This is a genomic window from Paenibacillus sp. O199 (genome assembly GCF_001636635.1).
Taxonomy (GTDB): Bacteria; Bacillota; Bacilli; order Paenibacillales; family Paenibacillaceae; genus Paenibacillus; species Paenibacillus marchantiae.
Genome location: NZ_LGRP01000010.1, coordinates 65,133 through 87,410, shown reverse-complemented (window position 1 = coordinate 87,410; position 22,278 = coordinate 65,133). Strand labels below are relative to the sequence as shown.

Below are 22,278 nucleotides of genomic sequence, written 5' to 3'. Positions count from 1 at the left end.
GATTAGGAATGGAGCATTTTACGTTCAAGTATTAACTTCATCTGGGCATCCAGTTGGTAAGGCATTGATATGGGATCGGTAACTGCGAATTCCGTATACTCCGTCATATACACCTGGTTTTGCCTCACTGCAGGCATTTCCTGCCACCAGATGCTGCTCGACATATGTTGATACCGCTCCGAATCCAGTACCGTCAGGAACAAGTGGTCTCCTACATAGGATGCAACTTGCTCCTCTGAGATCATGAGATAAGCCTGACGGTCAATTAATTCCTTCTGTATACGTTCAGGTGCCTGGAGTCCAAGGCCATCATACAGATTGTAGGCTCCTCTGCACCAGTAATTCCCGAACACATAGATTGAGTCATCGCGTATTTCCATCACAGAGAACGTATCCGTACTCTGAATCATACCTTTCAACCGCGATCTCAGGCGCTGTGCCTTGCGCTCATATTGCTTCATTACCTTCTCCGCTTCAAACCCCTTACCAAAGACCTCACCAAGTTTCTGTAACAATACGAATGGCTTGTCGTCGTTCTGTGAAAAAATATATGTCGGCGCTATTGGCGACAACGTATCGTACTCCTCCTGATTTCCAACCAGAATCATCTCTGGCTGCAAATAGGAAATTTCCTGCGGGTCCAGCGGTACGCTGTTGACCTTATGGAAACTCGTACTCAACTTGCTTAGGTAATGCTCATTGGCTAGATTTTTGGCTACCGCTGCTGGGCGGATCCCAAGGGCAAGCAGATGACCGAGGCAACTCATCACACAGATGTTAGATGAACTTTTCCGATGGTTAAGAATGAACTGGCCCGGCGAGATTCCTTCCATCTGTTTAAATCGACGATTGAAATAGTATTCATCCCGATATCCCACCATTGCGGCCACCTCCTTCATACGCTCCCCGCGTAATAGCAGTTGTTTGGCATGTTCCATCCGCAGAGTTGTCATATAATCCGATAGATTCGTTCCTGTAAGCTGCCTGAACCAATGGGTAAACCTCCGCTTGCTAATCCTGGCCTGATCTGCCAACTCATCCACGGTAATTTCCTCGTTGTAGCGGCCTTTTAGCTGCGTAATGATCTCGGATATGTTCGCTCTCGTATGCTCACTGGAGACTTCTCCTTCGTGCTCAGGGGTATCTTTCAGTACCATGCTCATCAATCTCTGAAACTGGGTGTGAATGCCGACTCGTTGTTTGCGATCCTGCGCCATACGGCGGTTTTCAATGGCCCGGATTCGCTGCACCATGGATCGAAATCCGGCCGTATCCGTTTCGCGGGTCTCTATAAGGGAAGGGGACATTTGGCGCTCAGGATCATGCAATGTAAATGCGATTAACCACACGGATAACAACGCCTCTTCGTTCATCCGAATCTCTACAGTGTGTCCCGTATTGATGACCAGGGGAACCCCATATTGCAGTTCATTTATCTTACCATCGCAAATGAGCAGACCTTCCCCCTCCTCGACCACAATCATGAGGTCGGTGGTTAGCGTTTGTCGTGGAATGCCATCATTAAGCGATAGATGTTGTAGAGCCAACCCGTGAAGTTCGTAATAAATGTCGGGAACAACGTACCGGGTTTTGAGATGAGTCAGATCCACAGCTAGCTCTCCTTTTTTCTGATAACCATTATCAATTAGAGTCATCATAACCCAACTCTTCCTTGGTTATCAATGACCGAAACTTGCCCACAACCAGCCTATTAATGCAAAAAAAACGTCCTATTATTCCATTGAATGCACCCTTGAACCGCATTACACTTGGTTTATTGATAATGATTATCAGTAAATGTTTAACCATACAGGGGGATATTCATGATACACAAAATGTCGAGATTCACCACGTTGCTCACCTTATGTTTGATTGTATTGGTAGCAACAGCTTGCGGTAAAACAGCCGATTCAACAAGTAATACAGCACAGACCACCAGCCAAACTGAGGAAAAAGGAACCCAAATGGCGACCGATGCCTATGGTAACCAGGTGGAGATTCCCATAGCGCCCAAACGTATCGTATATACAGACAACACCGTTGGGGATCTATTAATTTTTGGTATCAAGCCTGTAGGTGTGGTACAGCAAGGTCTGCAATACGCGACGTATAAAGACGAACTGAAAGATGTTGCAGATATCGGCTGGCCGCCAAGTCCGGAGAAGATTGTGGAACTTCAGCCCGATCTGATTATTACATCAACTCCCGACCAAAAGCAGAATGAGACGCTCTCCAAGATCGCTCCGGTTATCCTGACCAATGAATGGGACCCTATGCCTGATCGGATCAAGCGACTGGGCGAGTGGCTCGGCAACAAGCAACTGCCTGAAGAATTTCTCGCACGTCATGAAGCTGAGATTGTGAAGATGTGGACCGCACTGCAGCAGGATGGCACCATTCAGAAGGACGAGACGGCATCCGTATTTCAATACATGATTGGCCAGAAAAGATTGAGTGTGTACACGACCAGTTACCTGACCGGTTTTGTCTATAACAAGGATGGATTCAAGCCAACCACAGCGATTCAGAAAATGATTGATAACCCGGATGACTATGGCTATGCCGATATTTCCACCGAACAGCTGCCCGAAATTGCCGGAGACCGAATTTTCATTGTGTATTACAGTGACGAAGAATTGAAGGAAGTTGAGAACATGACCAAGGGTCCCGTATGGAGCCAACTACCCGCTATCAAAGCCGGTAAAGTATATTTCGTGAATGGTGGGTTAGGTATATCAACAGATCCGCTGGCGAGGGAAGAACTGATCAAACAACTTCCTGTGATGCTCAAAAAATAAAGGGTTTCTGCCCAACGAATCATGGAGGTTAGCGATGAAAGATTCACTTGAACGATATGATGTGACCATCATCGGCGGAGGACCCGCCGGGTTATACACGGCTTTTTATAGCGGAATGAGAGAACTGAAGACCAAGGTCATAGAAGCACAGGATGAACTGGGCGGAAGAGTCCTGACCTATCCTGAGAAAATGATATGGGATGTTGGGGCCATGCCCCCAATTCGTGGGGAACAACTTATTGCCCAGTTGATTGGACAAGCCCACACATTTGATCCGACGATTGTGCTCGGCCAGCGGATTGTCGGCATGGAGCGTCAGGAAGATGGAACCATCCTGCTCACCGCTGATCACGGTCAGCAACATCTGACCAGGACCGTTATTCTGGCCATTGGCTATGGCGAGCGCCAGAACGTCAAGCTTGAGATTGAAGGAGCAGATCGCTTCGAGGTGACCAACCTGCACTACACGGTTCAGGAGTTAGAACGATTCCGGGATCAGCGGGTACTAATTTCGGGCGGAGGAGATTCCGCTGTGGACTGGGCCAATGAGTTGCAGTCCATTGCCAGCAGCGTAACGATCGTTCATCGCCGGGATCATTTTGGCGGTCTGGAGCGAAGTGTTACGATGATGAAGAACTCCTCCGTCCAGGTTCGGACACCCTATACCATTGAAGCGCTCCACAGCAGCGACGGGACACAAATTGATCGTGTATCCCTCCTCCATACTGAGACGTCAGAGCGAGAGCAGTTGGAGGTTGATGCGGTCATCGTCAATCACGGCATGAAGTGCAATTATGGTTCCATCCGGAATTGGGGTCTGGATCTCGGTGAGTGGAACCTGGAGGTGGGAGCCGAGATGACGACCAACGTTCCCGGTGTATTCGCTGCAGGCGATTTTGTAGCCTATGATAGTAAAGTTGAATTACTGGCAGGCACTTTTACCAGCGGTATTCTCGCACTAAACAGTGCTAAGCGATATATACAACCAGATGCTTCACTAATGGCATATGTATCTTCACACAATGAGCTGTTCAAAGAGAAAAACCGGGCTTTGGGTATGGTTGAGGAAGAAATTTAAACATATAAAGAGACGTGTAGAGACCACTCTGATCACTCCCTATGGAATTTCCATGGAATGATCCAGAGTGGTCTCTTTTATTTGTCATTTTGTGGTTTACATTTACCAAATGTTTATCTAGTATTAACTCCAATAACACATATCTTTACATAACATTAGATAACAAGGGAGATTACAACATGCGCAAATTTTCGCCAAAACGTTACGCCGGATGGCCCTTATCATTCCTCTTATGTGCCTCCATCCTCTTCGCACCTTTTGCCTCCACTCCGGCTCAGGCTGCTGAAGCAGACAAGGAAACCAAGATTACGTTGCTGGGAACATCAGACATTCATGGCCGATTTATGCCGTGGGACTATGCCCTGGACGGTCCGAATCCAACAGGCAGCATGACGCAGTTGTACACGATTGTAAAAAAAGTACGTGCTGAGAATCCGAATACGATTCTGCTGGATGCAGGCGACATGATTCAGGACAACTCGGCTGAACTGTTCAACGATCAACCTCAATCTCCCATGATGGTCGCAATGAACGAAATGAAATATGACGCATGGGTTATGGGAAATCATGAATTTAACTTTGGATTGGACGTATTAGAGAAGATTTCCTCACAGTTCAAGGGACAACCCTTGGTAGGTAACATTTTCAAAGAAAACGGCGACCGCTACATGCCTGCTTATACGATTATTGAGAAAGATGGTATCAAGGTTGGTGTCATCGGAATGAACACACCTATGATTACGGAGTTCGAGAAAGGTACGGATCACCTGAATGGCATCATTGTCAAAGATCCTGTAGAAGAGACCAAGAAGGCCATCGCTGAGCTGAAAGGCAAAGTGGATGTCATGGTTGGACTCATGCATATGGGACTGGATAACGAGAACGGGAACCCGGGCACCGGGGTCACGGATATCGCCAATGCCAACCCGGAGCTGGCTGCCATTTTTGCCGGACACATGCATACCCTGATTGAATCCCAAACGGTTAACGGCGTATTAATCTCCGAGCCGAACAAATATGGTTCACATATTTCACGGATTGACCTCACGTTTGCCAAAGAAGGCGACAAGGTTGTACTGAAAAGCAAGGAAGCTCAAGCACTCGCTGTAAAAGCAGCTGATGGCTCTTATGAAGTGTCCGATCCCGGACTGGAAGATACACTGCATCCGTTCCATGAGTTCGCTCGTGCTGATGCCAACATTGAAGTAGCTGAACTAAAAGGAACCAACCTGGTGCCAGCAGATGAGATCAAAGGTATTCCTGCTGTGCAGATTCAGGAGACACCACTCTCAGACTTCTTCACTGAAGTCATGCTGCATTATAGCGATGCCGACGTTGTCGCGCACCAGATTGATAACGATAAGGCCAAGTTGGATGTCGGACCGATCAAGAAAAAGGATATCGCGTTCAACTACCAATATACCTTTGGTGAAGTAACGGTATATGAAGTGACCGGACGTGATCTGAAGGATTACATGGAATGGTCTGCGGGTTATTTTAACTCCACACGTCCTGGTGATGTGACGATCAGTTTTGATCCGAAACGACGTGCTTCCAAATACAGCACCGACGATTTCTTCGGCGGAGTGACGTATGAGATTGACCTGACCAAGCCTTACGGCAGTCGGATTACGAACCTAAAATACAGTAATGGCAAAGTGGTTAAAGAAGACGATACGCTCAAGCTCGGCATGAATGCCTACCGGATGGAAGCCCTGATTGCCAAAGGTGGGGCACTGGAAGGACGTAAGTTCAAGCAATTATGGTCCTCCAAGGATGCTTCAGCATTTGGCGAGATTCAAGGTACGATCCGTAATCTGTCCATTGCTTATCTCAAAGACGTGATGAAGGGCGTTTACGAACCGAAAATCCAGCACAACTGGAAAATCACCGGTGTTGATCTGACAGCACCTGCACGTGCAGATATCGTAGAGCTAATTAATGCTGGCATCATGTCTGTTCCTACAACGGAAGATGGCAAGTATACCAATATTGCGTCCATTAACATTTTGGATACGGTGACTCAAGAAGAAATGACCACACTTGCCTCCAAAGCGAACGTAAGTATCGCGAAATTCTCTGGCGTGAAAACCAAAGGTGAGTTCTATCAAGAGCTGAATAAAGCTCGTAAGGCGTCCACTGGCAGTGGTGAGGAAGAGACTACTACACCTGAGAAGCCGACGACACCAACAGTACCGAAACCAGACACATCGAAACCTGGAAAACCATCGACATCACCAGGTACAAGTAAACCAGGTACAGTCGTTAAAGGTAAACAAGCCAAGGTTACTGCGGCCTACCTGAACATGCGCTCCAGCGCTTCATCCAAAGCCAAAGTAGTTACTGCCGTACCGAAAGGCACCGTCCTTGAAGTAATCAGTACAGATAAGTATGGCTGGGTCAAAGTGAAACTGGATGGACGCGTAGCTTATGTCTACGGAAAATACGTAACTATGCTGAAATAGACTTCCAATTGACGACTTTAGGTAATTAATCTATTCATAAGAAAGACCTCCTCCACAATGCATGTGGAAGAGGTCTTTTACTTTTTTTGGATTTTAGAGCCGTATGTTACGTGTTCACTTACTCCAGCGCTAAGCTTCGCACCCTTTTCACAAACTGCTCCAGCCTGATTCCATTCGTTTGTTTGGTGAATTCAAGCGCCTCGTTGGAGAACCCCTCATAGGCAGAAAGGACATAATCCCCATTGACGATATAGTACATACCATAACGAGAGAAGAAATAACCTCCATGTTGCTCGGACCCTACTCCCTTATTGATCGCTGTAACTATTCTCTGACCAGGCATAAGTTTAGGCTCGAGCGCCGCAAACGCTGCGTTATAGAACAGAAATGTCTCCTTGGCTACATCTCCTCCTACAATCACTTCGTGCACCTTTACTTTGTAAGAGACGAACTCAGCTTCGTAGGGAGTCATTCCCGTATTCTCCTGCTTTTCTGCCATTTTGCGTTCAGGTGTATCTGATTCAGTGGTCAACACCATACTGAGATTCGGCAGAACGCTCACAACCTCTGCCACAACAACTGCATCTGAGGAGTCCGTGATCTCTCTAAAGGTCACTTTTTTCATCCATGGAGTCACGAGAGACTGTGGCGATAATGGGTAGTCCTCCCTTAGTTCCTGTAACCGTTCTTGGGAGAGAACATCTAATTCAATATCATCCGAGTTAGAAAAAGGGGCCGAGCAACCCAATAGACCGACTGTTAACGTGATTGCAAACAACCAACACATTACACGAAGTTGTGTCACGCATCCTTCTCCTCCCTAGCGTTTTCTCACCTTATATTAATCCCTCTTGACATCCCAGCTTGCAAGCATGCCTCTCGCCATTTCCATATTGGATTCTTCCCCAGTGATTAACGCAAACTGTGCCACAATTGCCGGGTATGCCGCCCACTGTTCTCGAATATGCTCCAACATCCGAGGCCACACCCTTCCCCCTGCCTTCTCATAGCGATTGAGCAAATCCCGCAAGCCTTCCTCTTCGAAGAGTGCATAATAGATAACAAAATCCTTGCCGGGATCGGCAATCTCCGCCTCAGTCCAATCAATAAGTCCAGTAACACGCTGGGCATCGTCGACGATAATGTGCGGCGGATGCAGATCACCGTGGTTGAACGTGGAGTGCTCAGGCCAATAGCTGTCCGTTGTCAGCCAAGCTTCCCAACGCTTGGCCAGTTGATCTGGCACCTCAAAGCTTTGTTTAATCCCCTCAATATTGGCTGCAAAAGCTTTACGAGCTTCTGTAGGCGTCTTGCTGCGCACTCCGCCCTTTACCGCCTCATCAGGATCAATGTTGTGCAATGCGGCAAGGGTAGCAGCGAGCGAATCGAAGAAATCATCGGATAAGCTTTCCTGTGGAAATCGCCATGCGTACCCTCCCCCTGCCGGATCTACGACCGCAATCGGTTCTCCATCAAGTAAAGGATAAGCGATCAGTTCCGGCGTACAAATCCGCCACTCCGGTACCTCTACCGGAAGATGGCTTTTTACAACCTCCAGCACCTTGCGCTCATTTTCAGCCCGCTCCCATACATCCTCACGCCGTGGCTGGCGCAGTATCCACTGTTGTCCCTGTCCATCGGTGGCAAACGCTACCCGAAAGTCCATACCTGACTCGTTAATTTTCATGGATTCCTCAGCAATATGAAGCCCGTTCTGTGCAGCTAAAGATTTTAGTTCCTTTTGAAATTCAAACTGCTCATTCACGTTCGTTTTTGTCATTTCAGGATTTCCCCTTTACCTCAATAAAATAAAAAAACACAGACATCCATGCCTGTGCAGTTCATTTCGGATATTGGGTGTACCTGAATGCTCGCAGAAAAATAGTAGTACACTAAAGAACCACTCTAAACGAGTGTTTCTTTAATGACTAGCGGCATACGTGTAAATAGGCAAACCGATCCCGATGAGCTGCACACAGGCAGAAACACAGCAAGCGCAAACAAACGTTTCGCCATACTATCTCCATCGGATAAAATTTGCCACACGTATCCCTCCGTCCCGTAAGTTAACCATATGTTAACATATTCCATTTTTTGATTCCAGCTTAAATGGTGGTTTTTTGTTATTTTTTCAGCGATGTGTAGGAACTTTGTTGACTCAGAAACCGTAACTGTCCCTTTGGATGGGACATTGGTTGGACGCAGAGTTGAAGTGTGGACAGGTGAGTTTATCGCCAAATCTTATCCTCCTCAGACTAAGGCTCTGAAGATGATCATCCATTAACACAAGATTAAACAGGTGATATGTTATAATAACGAAATAATCTTATAAGGAACGGGGAAGGATTCGCATGGACGCTAAACAACCCCCAGATCAAGAGAATCCCATTTCTCGAGGTCGACCAAGGAGTACAGAAGTTCACAAACGCATACTGGATGCCACACTAACCTTACTTGGCGAAGTAGGTGTGGAGAAACTGAGTATGGAGTCTGTCGCACAGCTCGCAGGCGTAGGTAAAAGCTCAATCTATCGGCGTTGGAGCAGCAAGGAAGCGCTGGTCGTGGATGCACTGGAACGTGTCAAGCCGGAGTTCAGCACAGCTGTACAAGGCGAACTACATGAAGTGTTGTACGAAATGGCCCAAAGTTTTGCTCATCAGATGAACAATCCGCTTGGGAAGCAGATGCTCTCATTGCTGATTTCAACCCTATCTGGCAGTTCACAGATTTCAGAGTCGTATTGGGAAAACCATTCACTGCCGAAGACCAAGGAAATCTCCAATCTGCTTGAACGTTATATCCCGAAAGAAAAACTACGTCATGATACAGATCTGGATCTGGTGTCTGATTTTATAATCGGCTTTATTATGTATCAACTCTTGCTCAAACCGACTTCATCCGATCTGGATAACGAACTGAAACGCGGTATTGATATGATTTTAAACGGAATACAACCCAAATGATTTAGGTCCCGCTATGATTAGCAGGACCTTTTTATTGACAAATAACGATACGATACAGTATCGTATCTAATATAAAATCAATCAAGGGAGTGTAATCCATGAGTAAACCCAATAAAACAGTGATTATTACAGGCGGTAATACCGGCCTTGGATACGAATGTGCCAAAGTGATCGCTTCATCTCAGAAGTGGCATGTCGTTATTGCTTCTCGCAGCCTAAGTAGAGGAAACGCTGCGGTGCAGACTTTGATCCAATCTACCGGCAATTCCAATATCTCGGCTATGGAGCTAGATTTGGCTTCAACGACATCCATAAGGAAACTTGCAGCGCTATATATACAAACCGATCTTCCACCTCTCTATGCCATCGTTTGCAATGCTGGGTCTCAATTTGTGCAAAATACACAATCCACTACGGATGGTGTCGAGGCAACCTTTGGCGTAAACCATCTGGGGCATTTCCTGCTCGTCCGCTTGCTGCTTGAGTCGCTTCAGGAACAGGGCCGAATCATCGTTGTATCCAGTGACACGCATGATCCCGGAGCCAAAACTGGTATGCCCGCTCCTCGCTATGCTCATCCCGATATCATGTCTGACCCTGCCAAGTCCGATCAATTACTCGCCTCCCTCTCTCCTTCTGCCCGGGGACAACTACGTTATACAACATCGAAGTTATGCAATTTGTATTTCACCTATGAACTCGCCCGCCAAGTCCAACAATCTGGAAGAACTGTTGCAGTCGCTGCATTTAATCCTGGGATGATGCCTGGCAAAGGTTCCGCTCTCGCCAGAGAGTATCGCCCGCTCCTTCGTTTCATGTGGAATTATGTAATGCCTCTGATGCGTTTCTTTAATGCTGGCATACGCACCACTAAGCAATCTGGAACTGACCTTGCAAGTCTCGTATTACATCAACCTTTAAGCGAATTGAAGGGAACGTACTGGGATGGACCGAAGAAAATCCCTTCTTCCGAGGAATCCTACAGCCCCGAACGTGCCGTAGAATTATGGGACTGGAGTTCAGAAAGAGTTGGTTTGCATCATACGATTTAAACATCATTGTGAATTACTCCGTTAACCCACCTGCATATAGAGTATAATGAAGAGGTATACGATAAATGTACGGTGCAATGCTTGTACATAAGCATATTGCATAATTCGATTCCAAACGCTCCCGTGTACAAGTCGCTTTAAGGAATTATGCAATATGCTCTTGTATTCAAAACTAACGTAAAAGAGGTTAACGATGAGTAAGCAACAATTTAAAGATTATGGACTTGGCGAAGAAATTGTAAAAGCGCTGGATAGCCTGGGCTATGAAACCCCAACTGAGGTTCAAACTAAAGTTATTCCAGTAGCCCTTGAAAATAAAGATCTTGTGGTCAAATCACAAACAGGCAGCGGAAAAACAGCCGCCTACGGCATTCCAGTCTGTGAGCTGGTAGATTGGAACGAAAATAAACCGCAGGCTTTGATTCTCACGCCAACCCGCGAGCTGGCTTTGCAAGTGAACGAAGACATTACCAATATCGGACGCTTTAAGCGTATTAAAGCAACCGCATTATACGGTCAGTCCCCTTTTCATGTTCAGAAAGCCGAGTTAAAACAAAGAACACATGTCGCTGTAGGTACACCTGGACGGGTATTGGACCATATCGAACGTGGCACCCTGCCACTGGATCGGATCTCATACCTTGTCATTGACGAAGCCGATGAGATGCTGAATATGGGCTTCATCGAGACGGTACAATCCATTATTCAAGCACTGCCTAGTGAGCGAGTGACGATGTTATTTTCCGCTACGTTCCCTGAAGATGTAGCCAAGCTGTCGCGCAAATACATGAACAATCCGGTCGAGATTGAGATCAAGGCAAGTGGTCTTACCACAGCCACGATTGAACATGCAGTAATTCACGTGCCAGAGGTGAACAAAACGGCGCTGCTTCAGGACCTGTTTATTGTTGAAAATCCAGATAGCTGTATCGTGTTCTGTCGTACGCAGGAGAACGTGGATAAACTGTTCCGTGTCATGGCTGACCTCGATTATCCAGCCGATCGTATCCACGGAGGCATGGAACAAGATGAGCGCATCGAAGTGATGAATGCATTCAGAAGAGGACAATTCCGTTATCTGATTGCAACGGATGTAGCCGCACGCGGGATTGATATCACGAATATTACCCATGTCATCAACTACGATATTCCTTTGGAAAAAGAAGGCTATGTGCACCGTACAGGTCGTACGGGTCGCGCTGGTAAAACAGGTAAAGCCTTTACCTTGGTTACCCCGAAGGATGGCAGACGTCTGGCAGAGATCGAATCGTATATCGGATTTGCCATTCCTGTCGTGAAAGCTCCTTCCGAGGAAGCTGTTGACCGTCGTCGGGAAGAGTTCGAGAAGCGTTTGAAGATCGTGCCTGAACGCAAAAAGGACAAGCGTGAACAGTTGAACCAACAGATCATGAAGTTGAACTTCAACGGAGGTAAGAAAAAGAAACTCCGTGCGGTAGACTTTGTAGGCACCATCGCCAAGCTTGAAGGCGTCACTGCAGACGACATCGGGATCATTACGATTCTGGATAATGTGACGGATGTAGAGATCCTGAACGGCAAAGGCCCACTCGTACTGGAGCTCATGCAGAATACAACGATTAAGAAGATGCAGCTCAAGGTTCGCAAAGGTCATAAATAGATTTTGAACCCGTTTAAATAGAGTGTTATTCCAAAAGGGATAGTAGCTTATTTTATAAGTCTACGATCCCTTTTTTATATATTGAATGAGGTAAATGACTCGCTATCGCCGCTATATTCAGGATAAAGTTCCATTTGTTCATCAGGGTACACATTGTTCACTTGTACAAGATTCCATTTTTATTACACTAAATATGTAAACGCTTCACAAAGGACCGATATTAGGAGGTGTACGTAATGGGCAACAGGAAAGCAGTCTGGTTTCTGGTCTTCGCGCTCACGCTAACCATGTTTGGTGTTCTTCCAGAACGGACCAGCGCGGCAAGCGTGACCATCACCAACGGTTCCGATTGGCTGGATACCGCAGGCAACCCCATTCAGGCCAATAGCGGAAACATTCTGAAAGTCGGCAGCACGTATTATTGGTACGGAGAGCATGCGGTCAGCGGTAAGTTTGACAGCGTTAATGTCTATACTTCAACCGATCTGAAGAACTGGACGTTCAGCAATGCCATACTGACCAAGGATTCGGCCACCGAGCTAGCCTCCAGCAAAATTGAACGTCCCAAAGTCATCTACAATGCCTCCACGAAACAGTATGTGCTATGGGCGCATTATGAGAACGGCACGGACTACAATTTGGGGCGGGTCGCGGTAGCAACCAGCAGCACACCAAACGGTAAATTCACGTATGAGGGAAGTTTTCGGCCTTTGGATTACGAGTCACGCGACATGACTGTTTTCGTAGATACAGACGGTACAGGCTATCTGATCACAGCTTCCCGCAAGAATGGCGGGGCCAATGATACCATGGCTATTTTCAAAATGAACGCCAGCTATACCGGTGTGGAATCCTTTGTGGGTTGGCAATTCGAGAATGCCTATCGCGAAGCTCCTGCCGTTGTGAAAAAAGGAAATCGTTACTACCTCTTCACCTCCCAGGCTGCTGGCTGGTATCCGAATCAGGGAGCGTATGCAACCGCATCGTCCATGACAGGCACGTGGTCCGCTCTTACACCTTATGGCAATCCATCGGCCTTCGGCTCCCAGATCCATGATATTGCCACCATTACAGGCAGCAACACCACATCCTATATTTATATGGGCGACCGCTGGAATCCACTTAATCTCGGTGAACATAAGCATATCTGGCTTCCTTTAACCTTGAACGATTCAAACGGAACCGCCTCACTGGAATGGTACAAAGAGTGGAATATCGATGCTGTAACAGGCACGGTAACGCCACCTTCTCTTGTTAATCACGCCCAAGGCAAAACAGCTACCGCCATCTCCACAGCCTCCGGCTCATCTGCATCCAATGTCAATGACGGCAACTATCAGACTTCTTGGGCAGCATCGTCCAGTACTTGGCCAGCTTGGTGGCAGGTCGATTTCGGTGCACCGAAGACCATCACAGAGATCGATATCTCCTGGTTTATGTATAAAGGATCGGAAGGCTATTATAAGTACAAAATTGAGATCAGCAACGATGGCGTCAACTACTCCACGCTGGATCGAACCAGCAACACCACCTATGGGTTTACGACCGACGCTGTTCATTTTACCGCCCGGTATGTACGTATCAATATGGTCAACGCTGTCCTGTGGAACAATCCGGGTAACTGGTACACCCCAACCCTGCATGAGGTCAAAATGTTAGGCCCAGCAACACCTGATGCGACGAATTACAGCCGTTTCAGCTCCTTCAATTATCCGGATCGGTACATCCGTCATTCCAACTTCACTGCACGGATCGACACCAACGTCTCACCTGTACTGGATTCCCAGTTCCGCGTCGTACCCGGCTTGGCCAGCTCTACAGACATCTCACTGGAGTCTATCAACTTTCCTGGCTACTTCCTGAAGCGCAACGCCAGCAACAAAATCGTACTTGAGGCATACACGGATACCGCCACCTATAAAGGAGATGCCACATTCCTGAGCAGCCCCGGCTGGGCTGACAGCTCCAAAGTATCCCTCCAGTCGTATAGCCAGCCCGGATATTACATCCGACATTACGACTACGTATTGCAGCTGGATGCCATCAATGCTTCCAGCAGCACAACGGTGAAGGGTGACGCCACGTTTGGGCGAACCGATTTTTAGTTTAGCGATCGGAGATGAGAATGAGCATCCACATCTCGAAAAAAGGCCGCTTCTTCAGAACTCATACTGAAGACGTGGCCTCTTTTGCTTTATAAAATTTATGATTGGTGTGTACCTACTTGAAGGGGCGTATCTAGGTAAAGTATTCCTTAACACTCAGGGGGGCAGAGCCTGATGCCGATTCTCGAGGAAATATGCAATGGGGAGTACTCAACGCACAGGACTCACAGACTCTAAATGAATTATTATAGCTTATTGACGATATCCAAGATTTCTTTCATATTGTATGTGTCGTCCTGAATACGCCATTCTCCTTGTTCCTGTAAAAAGGTAATCTCCCCTTCTAACGGAATGGTCTTCGTTTCTTCTCCATCATAATTCGTAAATACTAAATTCAGTGTGTACTCCACAAGCATCCAATCATTTTTACTTTCTTTCATCTTCGCTTTTATATCTTTAGCATGCAGTGACGCATCTTCTTTGTCTGCCACCTGGAATGGTAAACCCATACTATTTCTTTCAAGATTCCGTTCAGTCAGGAAGGGCTTCAAAATCTCTTTCTTGGCTAGCACATTTTCTACGGTTAATAATTCTTCACCCTTCGTGTTATCCACTGCAAACTCCGCCTTTTTATAATCCAAGGTCATTTCAAGAGCCTGCTGCTCTTCCTGGGCCGATGCCTTTTGGTTCGTCAATATACTCAACTGACTAGTTGAAGATGGAGCTGGCTCTTGAATATTTTCGGTTTTTTTGGACTCGTTACACCCCATCATTATGATAGACATCAGAGTAACTGTTCCGATGATATAATTTAATTTACGCAAAATCATCCTCCATCCTGTGCGTTCTTGTTATCGACTACAGCTGAATACATAAGCGGGCGGCAGGTTACGGTACACCCTTGTCATGCTTACGTTTTCGAAAAATTGCTTGAGCAATCCCCGTTTGAGTAACGTGTACTGAAAAGTAATGAACTTGCCATCTTTCTTCAAATATTGCCTTGATTTAGCTAAAATGTCCAGTGATACCTCCGCAGGCAGACTCGCAAAAGGCAGTCCGGATACAATGTAATCAATCTTGTCCAGTCCATATTGTTGCATGTGCTGATCGACATGCACGGCAGAATCGTGAATGATGTGTACATTCGGAAGATGACCGTACTTTTTGCGAAGCAGCCGGCAGAAGCGGGCGTTGTTTTCAATCAGGATCAGAACCGTCCCTGGCTGCATGTTCGCAAGCAGCATTTCCGTAAACACCCCCGTGCCCGGCCCATACTCCACAATGCATGATGCACGGTCAAATGCGATGTCTTTCACCATTTTCACTGCTAGATATTTTGAGCTGGGGGCAATCGCCCCAATCCATCTGGGACCCTGGATGTATTGCTTCAAAAAAGATAACCACTCCATGCTGTCCGACCCCCTAAGTTGATTTCTGAGATCAGTATAGAATTCAAATCTGTAGAAGCAGTCGATGAAATCATGAAGAATAATGAAGATTTGCGACCTTGGCATGCTATATCATATTCCGGAAGGACAAACCTTGCGAAAACTGTGGGTTAAAAACGTAGAAATATCCACAAACAAAAAAAGAGCCTACCGGATTACTCCTTAGGCCCTTAAATATAATCAAAATAAAATATCTAAAATAACGATTAACGGTTTGAAAATCTGAAGATCAACTTTTCTCCATCATGCGTTTGGTCCTGAAGCTCCTTATAGTTGCCCTGGGTATAGTTCGATACAGTCTTTCGCCAAAAGTGTTGACCTACTTTATTTTTCTCCGAAGGATTCGTGAACAACTCCCATCGGCCCCGATATCTCTGAAATACCTCTTTTGCAGCGTGCTCTGCGATCCCCACACCTCTGAATGGCTGCATTAGAAAGAATTCATGTACAAAGAAATCCGTGTCTGCTGAACAATGAGGCGCAGTAGCTACAAATACAAAACCTGCTGGTACGCCATCTACTCTAATCAAAAATGCATAGAGGACGTTCGGTTTTTCCCACCATATGTTCTGGACATCATATTGATCTTGCAACGTTTTGTAATCATCACCCATTTCAAATATCCCATGTTGATTCGGAATGTGTTCTGCTTTCAGCCCATAATGTCCGGATAAATCATGAAGGTAGAGAGGATACATGTTTTTGATGATATATGCCTCATTGTTATGCGCTAACTGTAAGTCAATTTTCATTTTGGCTCCCCCCACAGCTGACGTAATGTTTTGTTAGTAACCGTTCTATATTCTCATTGTATGGGTCTTCTTTCGCACAATATAGGCAGCAAACCATTTAAACTAATCCCTGCACAAAAAGCCACATTCGATTTCTCGAATGCAGCTCTAATCCTTTAATCACTTTTTGGAATATACAATTTTCTTGATACTATCGATGGACAAACAAAATTGTTCTGTGAGTTGGTCGATGGACATGCCCGCAGCAAAGAGCTGGCGGATCTCATCGTTCCTTTGCTTCAAAATCATCCGGCTGCCCGAATTCTCGCCCCACTTTTGATGGGTTTCCTTGGGTTTGGGGATGTACACCATTCCACCAGGGATATGACGCTGGATCTCCTTTAGCAATGATTCCGGAAAGATCGTGTCTGCGTTAATATATTTCATATTTGCTCCGCTCCTTAAAAGTTAAGATCTTTAAGGCAGCAGAGTCAACCGATGAACACTTGTTATACGCATTATAGTGGTGTGGCGGAAATAGATTTCAAGCTCTATACAAACAACCGCCGTTGTTCATCGCATGGACTCTGCATAGAGCGGATCGTGAAACTTCTTATGAATTGAATCATGGTAGTCCCCCATTCTAAGTTACTTTCATGGTACTCTTATATGTTCCATATGAGAACACGATATCCTTTTACAACATTCAATACTGATTCAAACTCCGTTCGAGCATCTCTTTCACTTGTTGTTGCAGCTCCAGAGGCTGAATCACCTTCACTTCAGGCCCATAGGAGAGCAGCTTCCTCGCTGTAAAAGGAAACTCCTCAGGCGGAACAAGCCCACGCCATTCATTACCTTCAACCGACTTGAACAGTACATCTGATCCTGCCAGTCTCGCCCCAAACTCCGTGAATTGCAGCACGACTTCTACGCTTTCTCTGTTTTCCTTATAATTTATCCACTCTTGCAAAGTAGGAACCGACTCGTCGATGGAATCCAGCATAACCAGCTCCTGCATGCGATCCACCCGATACAACAGCACCCGATCCTTCCTCCGGGCTGGCATATACCAATACCCGTGATCGTAATAGATGCCTATGGGGAAAGCCTGTACTTTTTTATGTCCCTGCCGGGAATGATATATAAATTCAATCTCTCTTTGATCTACTGCCGCGCCTAATATCTCTGTTGTTACTGCCTCGACCTGTACAGCATGATGTTGAAGGAACGTAACGTGCTGCCTCATCCGTGTAATCAGATCCTGTACATCCTGAGGCAAAGTTGAATAATATTCCTCGGCCAGATGCTCACGAATCGATCCATACGGAAAATCCGGGACGTTCTCCAAATATCCAATCATCATAAACAACCCCAACGCCTCATGCTGTGTGAGTTGAAGAGGTGGCAAAATCCGATTAGGAAGCACTCGATAACCCCCGTTCACTCCAACCTCCGTATACAAAGGAAAGCCCAACTCCTGCAGATCATTCAGATCTCGCTGGATCGTACGAATCGACACCTGAAAACGCTCCGCCAATTCACGAGCCGTAAATTTCTTTCTCGAATCCATGAGTCGCATCAATGCGAGTTTTCGATTATTCATGTTCACCCCACCTAACTACGTCAACATTTGTCATAGTTGGAGTGTATCATACATTTCAGAAGGGAGCGATTGATATGTCTAACAATAAAGTTGTGTTATATATTGCGATGAGTCTGGATGGATACATTGCAAGACCGGATGGTTCGGTGGATTGGCTGTTCGATGTGGAAGGCGATGGCGCCGATAACGGGTATGGCGAGTTCTATTCAACGATTGGATCGGTGGTTATGGGACGTCTTACGTATGAAGAGGTGCTCAAGCTGTCAGAGGATTTCCCCTATACGGATCGCCCGACGTATGTACTTTCCCGTTCCAAACAAGCCCCTGCACCACATGTACAATTTACGGACGAGGCTGTGGAGAACCTGATTCCCCGATTGAAGCAAGACTCCAGCGGTGACATTTGGATTGTTGGCGGAGGCCAGCTGGTGCAATCCGTTCTGGAACAACAACTGCTCGATGAGGTTGAGATTGCCATTATTCCAAAAATCCTTGGCCAAGGAATCCCCCTATTTCCAACAGGGACGGTACCAACCCATTTCAAAATGATTCATACACAGACGCTGGGGCAGATCATTTCGATCCGCTATCAGGTACAAGGGAATTAACTTTAGCGTAGTTAACACATCCCTTTCGATGTATAAGGTGTACTAAAAGAAGAGCCAGGCCTCTCTAACTAAGAGAGGTCTGGCTCTTCCGATTTCAAATGTAAATTAAAATTTATTTTAAAATTTCCTTTAGATATTCCGATAACGCATCAGCAGTTCTTCGATGAGATAACTCACCCGGATGGCTTCTGGCGCCTACCGTCTCCTCGGTCGTATTGGGAAGCTGTATAACCGTAACTTTTGTATCTCCAGCCTGTTTCGTATACGCGTCAACAGCACGATAAATCGCTGGCATCATCGGGAACCCAAGCATGCCGTATGCCCATACGAGATGCGCCTCAGGATTGTTTTTTCGAAGTTGAATTAGGAAGCGGGTCACGGCATTCTCAAAAGCAGCAAGATCCTCTTCATGGTAAGTCCCGTCTTCGTTCAGGCGTTGCTTGTACACCTTTCCGGTAGCGGGGTCCTTCCATTCTGGTGTCTGAAAGGCTCCTCCATCATTGCTTCCCAGATTAATCACCACTACATCCGGCTGCCAGGAATTAAAATCATGCTTATCCCCAGCGCCAAGTGCTGCGTTCTTATCTCCGGTCACCAATCCACAGACTTGCTCGTAATAATCAGGGATATTGGCATTCGGATTGTTATCCCAACTCGTCAGCACACCCCACCCGCTCTGCGAGATGACGCGGTATTCTGCATTCAGCGCTTCTGCTGTCATGGCCGTATAATTATGTATGGCACTGAACCACATCGGAATCCAATCCTCTTCCGCTTTGCCCCCGATCGCACCTTCTCCAGATGTAATACTGTCGCCAATAAATTCAATCTTGTACGGTTTTTCCTCTACAGGCACGAAGACACCATCTGATTTCACCGCATGAATCTGCAAGGAACAGCCCGGATCTCCATTCATGGCCTGTACATCTTTGACGATGCGTACATTTTTCACCACATTCTCGTTCATGCCTCGGAATACACAGATCCAATACTTTCCCGCTATTAACATCTGTCTGCTCACCGGGACACCGTTAATCAGAATGCTGATCCAAGGTTCATACAGGTCATAATCAGACTCGATTTCTACCCACAACTCAGAGCCTTTTACATGAAGTTCAACCGCGCTTCCGGTCCAAAATAAGGTTAAGGGCGACCGTTGTCCTGTCGTTCTGCCATGTACTTTGAGATTGCTGACATCAGATAACGCGTACGTCTGTATTTTCTCATTAACTCCCACCATGTATTCCTCCCGCATGATTATTGCCACAAAGGGCAGTCTCATATGACTAGATTTTGAGAAAATGGTCTACATGCTTCTGATACTTCTCGTACCAGATTTTCCATTCTGTTTCGCGAGATTCCAGGGTACTTCCATCCAGTAATGCCTCAATGACGTTCAGGCAGACATGCCACCCCGCTAGATCCTTAGGTGTATGGCTTGTGATGTGATGAATGGTTTCGATCAGTAGCAGACGACACCCATTCGGCTCTGGATACAGCTCAAATCGAACCCGGTCTTCTGCCCAAGTGTATTCTAGAACAGAGCCAGGGATAAGCTCGATAATATCGAGTTCCTTGAAGGTACCATCCGGCATATTAAACTTGATGCTTCCCCCTTCCCGAAGATCCGTTACTTCGAGTTCGGAGAACCACTTTGCAAGCTTTTCGTTTTCGGTCAAAAAGGACCATACATCCTCCACAGCGTGCTTCCAATGACATTCAAAACAAGCCAGGGTGCCGTTCGTTACTCGCTTCAAATCTGCAATCATAATGGTACCTCCTCCATAAGGATAGATCATGACTTACCACTCTAAATATGAAATTAATCGATATTATGCAAAGCCTGAAGTGCTTCCTCTTTGTTTTTCAAAAATAAAACATGCTTGCCATGGTTACACTCATAGATGAAGTCTCTGAGGCTTTTGCTGTTGTATCCGTCAAAATCTCCGACTATGGCAAGTTTAACCTGGTAATTCACATATTTCTGCAAAATATCACCTGCAAGTTTGGTCTTCAATTCGAAGAAATCTTCGGTGAGGTTGGATTTATCAATCAAGATTTTATGAGCGTCATCTGTGTAGTTCACGGAGGCCATCAGATCGAGAGCGTCTTGAACATTGTTAATAACGACGTCATTACTTTCGATGATGGCAACCTTGGAGCTGCCCTGTTGATCAATGATTATATTCTCATTTTAACCCACCTTCCCCTTATTACATTATTGGATTAATATTCGGTCATCCATAAATTGAGTGATATGAAGTACGGCATGCCGGATATACTTGCTATCTTCATAAAGCTTGCTTAACATAACGCCCCCCTCGATAATGGCGATGATGTTGCTGCTCACTTCCTCCAGTGCAATATCTGCTCTAAATTCCTTTTGCTCCATACCCTGAATAAGGACCTGTGTCAGCTCATTCAGCAGATTGGTCATGGCATGCTGTGCCCTTTCTTTCAGCAAAGGGTGTGCATCATCACTTTCAACCGCAGTATTTAGTAGGGGGCATCCCCCTTCAAGCGTATTGTTTTCCATCATATCAATATAAACGCCGCATATGGCGAGTAGTTTGTCTTTGGAACTTGTGACGCCTTCAAGAGCCTGTGAGTGGAATCGCAGCATCTGTGATACCGAGTAATCAAAAGCAGCCAGTGCTATCTCATCTTTACTTTCAAAATGATTATAAATCCCGCCCTTGCGAACGCCACAACGTTCTATAATCTCAGACAGGGAGGCACCGGTGTATCCCTTCGTGTTAAAAAGTGCTGCCGATTCACGAATAATATGTTCTTTGGTGATTTGGCCTTTGCGCACAATGCTCCCTCCGTTTCCATTCATACCGATTGGTCTTAAAATATCATACGCCTATGGCTTAATACAAGCACGCATTCATACGTATGCTGTACATGAAAACAAAAAATCAAGGATGTTGCATGAGAAGCACGGTTTATGTTATTTTAAAACAGACCGGTCGGTATTATTTTAGCAAATACATATTATATCTAAGGAGAATTTCCGCCATGACGCTAACCATTCAACATATCCGCCATGCCACCTCCCTGATCACCATACAAGGGAAAACGATTCTGCTCGATCCAATGTTAAGTGATGCGGGAGAACTTCCGCCTATTCCCTTCACACGTCATATTCGTAGAAACCCAACCGTCCCCATATCTGTGCCTCTAGAAACTTTCGAACACATTGATGCGATCCTCGTTACACATTTGCATGTTGACCACTTTGACAAAACGGCAAAGAAGATACTCAATAAAAAGATACCTGTACTTTGCCAGCCGGAGGATCAACAACGCATTATATCGTGGGGGTTCGAGAATGTATTCCCTATCGAGCAGTTCAGACACTGGGGGGGTATTGATTTTACAAGAATTCGTGGTCAGCACGCAAAAGGAAACATCTCCAAACTGCTTGGCCCCGTATCCGGGTTTATCCTGAAGTCACCTGACGACGGATCGTTGTATATTGTGGGTGATTGTGTCCTTACAGATCAGATTAAGCACGTGTTCGAGCAGCACAAACCCCGGATATGCATCGTCAATGCACCCAACGCTCAACTGTTATTTGGTTCCATCATTACAATGATACCCGAGGATATCGGTACAATCCTGAAGATTTCACCTTCCACCAAAGTTGTCGCTGTACATATGGATGCCATCCGACATTGCACTTCATCAAGAAAGGATCTATTACAGTATATAGAACAGCAGCAGTTATTAGATTCAGTCGTGATTCCTGAGGACGGAGAATACATTTACTTTTGAAATAT

At 46.0% G+C, this 22,278-nt stretch carries 22 protein-coding genes; 9 read left to right on the top strand and 13 right to left on the bottom strand.

Features of this window, described 5'->3' with window-relative positions; translation table 11 throughout:
- Nucleotides 1-2: 2 nt before the first annotated feature.
- Nucleotides 3-1,658, bottom strand: a complete 1,656-nt coding sequence (locus A6049_RS17155) for a helix-turn-helix domain-containing protein (protein ID WP_063565838.1) — start codon at nt 1,656-1,658, stop codon at nt 3-5.
- A gap of 165 nt (nt 1,659-1,823) precedes the next feature.
- Here A6049_RS17155 and A6049_RS17150 point away from each other — a divergent pair, with 165 nt between their 5' ends.
- The 3 genes from A6049_RS17150 (at nt 1,824) to A6049_RS17140 (ending at nt 6,341) form a co-directional block, all read left to right on the top strand.
- A complete protein-coding gene (locus A6049_RS17150; protein ID WP_063565837.1) occupies nt 1,824-2,798 on the top strand; it encodes an ABC transporter substrate-binding protein in 975 nt (324 codons plus the stop codon).
- Between the two features lie 34 nt (nt 2,799-2,832).
- Nucleotides 2,833-3,876 carry an NAD(P)/FAD-dependent oxidoreductase gene (locus A6049_RS17145; RefSeq protein ID WP_063565836.1) on the top strand — a complete coding sequence of 348 codons (1,044 nt, stop codon included), beginning with the start codon at nt 2,833-2,835 and terminating at the stop codon, nt 3,874-3,876.
- Nucleotides 3,877-4,055: 179 nt separating this feature from the next.
- Nucleotides 4,056-6,341, top strand: coding sequence for a 5'-nucleotidase C-terminal domain-containing protein (locus A6049_RS17140; RefSeq protein ID WP_063565835.1), 2,286 nt, complete (start codon nt 4,056-4,058; stop codon nt 6,339-6,341).
- Between the two features lie 118 nt (nt 6,342-6,459).
- Here A6049_RS17140 and A6049_RS17135 read toward each other — a convergent pair whose 3' ends face one another.
- From A6049_RS17135 to A6049_RS33755, 3 genes are all read right to left on the bottom strand, one after another.
- On the bottom strand, nt 6,460-7,146 hold the full coding sequence (locus A6049_RS17135; RefSeq protein ID WP_063565834.1) for a hypothetical protein: 687 nt from the start codon (nt 7,144-7,146) through the stop codon (nt 6,460-6,462).
- 36 nt (nt 7,147-7,182) lie between these two features.
- Entirely contained in the window at nt 7,183-8,121 is a 939-nt protein-coding gene (locus A6049_RS17130) for a macrolide 2'-phosphotransferase (RefSeq protein ID WP_063565833.1), read from the bottom strand.
- 125 nt (nt 8,122-8,246) lie between these two features.
- Entirely contained in the window at nt 8,247-8,387 is a 141-nt protein-coding gene (locus A6049_RS33755; protein WP_157258564.1) for a hypothetical protein, read from the bottom strand.
- A 305-nt stretch (nt 8,388-8,692) separates the two neighbouring features.
- On the opposite strand from A6049_RS33755, the gene A6049_RS17120 reads away from it, so the two are divergent.
- The 4 genes from A6049_RS17120 to A6049_RS17105 all read left to right on the top strand — a co-directional run bounded on the left by A6049_RS17120 (nt 8,693) and on the right by A6049_RS17105 (nt 14,100).
- Nucleotides 8,693-9,304, top strand: coding sequence for a TetR/AcrR family transcriptional regulator (locus A6049_RS17120; RefSeq protein WP_063565831.1), 612 nt, complete (start codon nt 8,693-8,695; stop codon nt 9,302-9,304).
- 98 nt (nt 9,305-9,402) lie between these two features.
- Nucleotides 9,403-10,356 carry an SDR family NAD(P)-dependent oxidoreductase gene (locus tag A6049_RS17115; protein WP_063565830.1) on the top strand — a complete coding sequence of 318 codons (954 nt, stop codon included), beginning with the start codon at nt 9,403-9,405 and terminating at the stop codon, nt 10,354-10,356.
- Nucleotides 10,357-10,549: 193 nt separating this feature from the next.
- Nucleotides 10,550-11,995, top strand: coding sequence for a DEAD/DEAH box helicase (locus A6049_RS17110; protein ID WP_063565829.1), 1,446 nt, complete (start codon nt 10,550-10,552; stop codon nt 11,993-11,995).
- A 287-nt stretch (nt 11,996-12,282) separates the two neighbouring features.
- The gene (locus A6049_RS17105; RefSeq protein ID WP_240321480.1) at nt 12,283-14,100 is read left to right on the top strand and encodes an AbfB domain-containing protein; all 1,818 of its coding nucleotides are present in this window, start codon (nt 12,283-12,285) and stop codon (nt 14,098-14,100) included.
- 245 nt (nt 14,101-14,345) lie between these two features.
- Here A6049_RS17105 and A6049_RS17100 read toward each other — a convergent pair whose 3' ends face one another.
- The 5 genes from A6049_RS17100 to A6049_RS17080 form a co-directional block, all read right to left on the bottom strand.
- Nucleotides 14,346-14,924, bottom strand: coding sequence for a hypothetical protein (locus A6049_RS17100; protein WP_063565827.1), 579 nt, complete (start codon nt 14,922-14,924; stop codon nt 14,346-14,348).
- 27 nt (nt 14,925-14,951) lie between these two features.
- The gene (locus A6049_RS17095) at nt 14,952-15,509 is read right to left on the bottom strand and encodes a class I SAM-dependent methyltransferase (RefSeq protein WP_063565826.1); all 558 of its coding nucleotides are present in this window, start codon (nt 15,507-15,509) and stop codon (nt 14,952-14,954) included.
- Between the two features lie 245 nt (nt 15,510-15,754).
- Nucleotides 15,755-16,300, bottom strand: a complete 546-nt coding sequence (locus tag A6049_RS17090) for a GNAT family N-acetyltransferase (RefSeq protein WP_063565825.1) — start codon at nt 16,298-16,300, stop codon at nt 15,755-15,757.
- A gap of 159 nt (nt 16,301-16,459) precedes the next feature.
- Entirely contained in the window at nt 16,460-16,726 is a 267-nt protein-coding gene (locus A6049_RS17085) for a CD3324 family protein (RefSeq protein ID WP_063565824.1), read from the bottom strand.
- Between the two features lie 259 nt (nt 16,727-16,985).
- Nucleotides 16,986-17,885, bottom strand: coding sequence for a helix-turn-helix transcriptional regulator (locus A6049_RS17080; RefSeq protein ID WP_063565823.1), 900 nt, complete (start codon nt 17,883-17,885; stop codon nt 16,986-16,988).
- Between the two features lie 74 nt (nt 17,886-17,959).
- Here A6049_RS17080 and A6049_RS17075 point away from each other — a divergent pair, with 74 nt between their 5' ends.
- Nucleotides 17,960-18,493: a dihydrofolate reductase family protein gene (locus A6049_RS17075; RefSeq protein ID WP_481852977.1), complete on the top strand. Its 534-nt coding sequence runs from the start codon at nt 17,960-17,962 to the stop codon at nt 18,491-18,493.
- A 112-nt stretch (nt 18,494-18,605) separates the two neighbouring features.
- Here the strand turns inward: A6049_RS17075 and A6049_RS17070 are convergent, their stop codons facing one another.
- The 4 genes from A6049_RS17070 to A6049_RS17055 are packed head-to-tail and all read right to left on the bottom strand — an operon-like array spanning nt 18,606 to nt 21,308.
- The gene (locus tag A6049_RS17070; RefSeq protein WP_095206143.1) at nt 18,606-19,730 is read right to left on the bottom strand and encodes an SGNH/GDSL hydrolase family protein; all 1,125 of its coding nucleotides are present in this window, start codon (nt 19,728-19,730) and stop codon (nt 18,606-18,608) included.
- A 49-nt stretch (nt 19,731-19,779) separates the two neighbouring features.
- Nucleotides 19,780-20,262, bottom strand: a complete 483-nt coding sequence (locus A6049_RS17065) for an SRPBCC family protein (protein WP_063565821.1) — start codon at nt 20,260-20,262, stop codon at nt 19,780-19,782.
- 53 nt (nt 20,263-20,315) lie between these two features.
- Nucleotides 20,316-20,678 carry a DUF4180 domain-containing protein gene (locus A6049_RS32635; protein ID WP_095206135.1) on the bottom strand — a complete coding sequence of 121 codons (363 nt, stop codon included), beginning with the start codon at nt 20,676-20,678 and terminating at the stop codon, nt 20,316-20,318.
- A 33-nt stretch (nt 20,679-20,711) separates the two neighbouring features.
- Nucleotides 20,712-21,308, bottom strand: a complete 597-nt coding sequence (locus A6049_RS17055; RefSeq protein WP_063565819.1) for a TetR/AcrR family transcriptional regulator — start codon at nt 21,306-21,308, stop codon at nt 20,712-20,714.
- Nucleotides 21,309-21,514: 206 nt separating this feature from the next.
- On the opposite strand from A6049_RS17055, the gene A6049_RS17050 reads away from it, so the two are divergent.
- Nucleotides 21,515-22,273 (top strand): MBL fold metallo-hydrolase, encoded by a 759-nt coding sequence (locus A6049_RS17050; RefSeq protein ID WP_063565818.1) that lies wholly within the window; start codon nt 21,515-21,517, stop codon nt 22,271-22,273.
- Nucleotides 22,274-22,278 lie beyond the last annotated feature (5 nt).

Bases quoted from the DNA above. Each gene is read 5' to 3' on its own strand.
- A6049_RS17110 (WP_063565829.1), top strand. From the start codon at position 10,550: ATGAGTAAGCAACAATTTAAAGATTATGGACTTGGCGAAGAAATTGTA.
- A6049_RS17120 (WP_063565831.1), top strand. From the start codon at position 8,693: ATGGACGCTAAACAACCCCCAGATCAAGAGAATCCCATTTCTCGAGGT.
- A6049_RS17065 (WP_063565821.1), bottom strand. From the start codon at position 20,262: ATGATTGCAGATTTGAAGCGAGTAACGAACGGCACCCTGGCTTGTTTT.
- A6049_RS17140 (WP_063565835.1), top strand. From the start codon at position 4,056: ATGCGCAAATTTTCGCCAAAACGTTACGCCGGATGGCCCTTATCATTC.
- A6049_RS17130 (WP_063565833.1), bottom strand. From the start codon at position 8,121: ATGACAAAAACGAACGTGAATGAGCAGTTTGAATTTCAAAAGGAACTA.
- A6049_RS17115 (WP_063565830.1), top strand. From the start codon at position 9,403: ATGAGTAAACCCAATAAAACAGTGATTATTACAGGCGGTAATACCGGC.
- A6049_RS17150 (WP_063565837.1), top strand. From the start codon at position 1,824: ATGATACACAAAATGTCGAGATTCACCACGTTGCTCACCTTATGTTTG.
- A6049_RS17080 (WP_063565823.1), bottom strand. From the start codon at position 17,885: ATGAATAATCGAAAACTCGCATTGATGCGACTCATGGATTCGAGAAAG.
- A6049_RS17105 (WP_240321480.1), top strand. From the start codon at position 12,283: ATGTTTGGTGTTCTTCCAGAACGGACCAGCGCGGCAAGCGTGACCATC.
- A6049_RS17090 (WP_063565825.1), bottom strand. From the start codon at position 16,300: ATGAAAATTGACTTACAGTTAGCGCATAACAATGAGGCATATATCATC.
- A6049_RS17075 (WP_481852977.1), top strand. From the start codon at position 17,960: ATGTCTAACAATAAAGTTGTGTTATATATTGCGATGAGTCTGGATGGA.
- A6049_RS17050 (WP_063565818.1), top strand. From the start codon at position 21,515: ATGACGCTAACCATTCAACATATCCGCCATGCCACCTCCCTGATCACC.
- A6049_RS17145 (WP_063565836.1), top strand. From the start codon at position 2,833: ATGAAAGATTCACTTGAACGATATGATGTGACCATCATCGGCGGAGGA.
- A6049_RS17085 (WP_063565824.1), bottom strand. From the start codon at position 16,726: ATGAAATATATTAACGCAGACACGATCTTTCCGGAATCATTGCTAAAG.
- A6049_RS17095 (WP_063565826.1), bottom strand. From the start codon at position 15,509: ATGGAGTGGTTATCTTTTTTGAAGCAATACATCCAGGGTCCCAGATGG.
- A6049_RS17155 (WP_063565838.1), bottom strand. From the start codon at position 1,658: ATGATGACTCTAATTGATAATGGTTATCAGAAAAAAGGAGAGCTAGCT.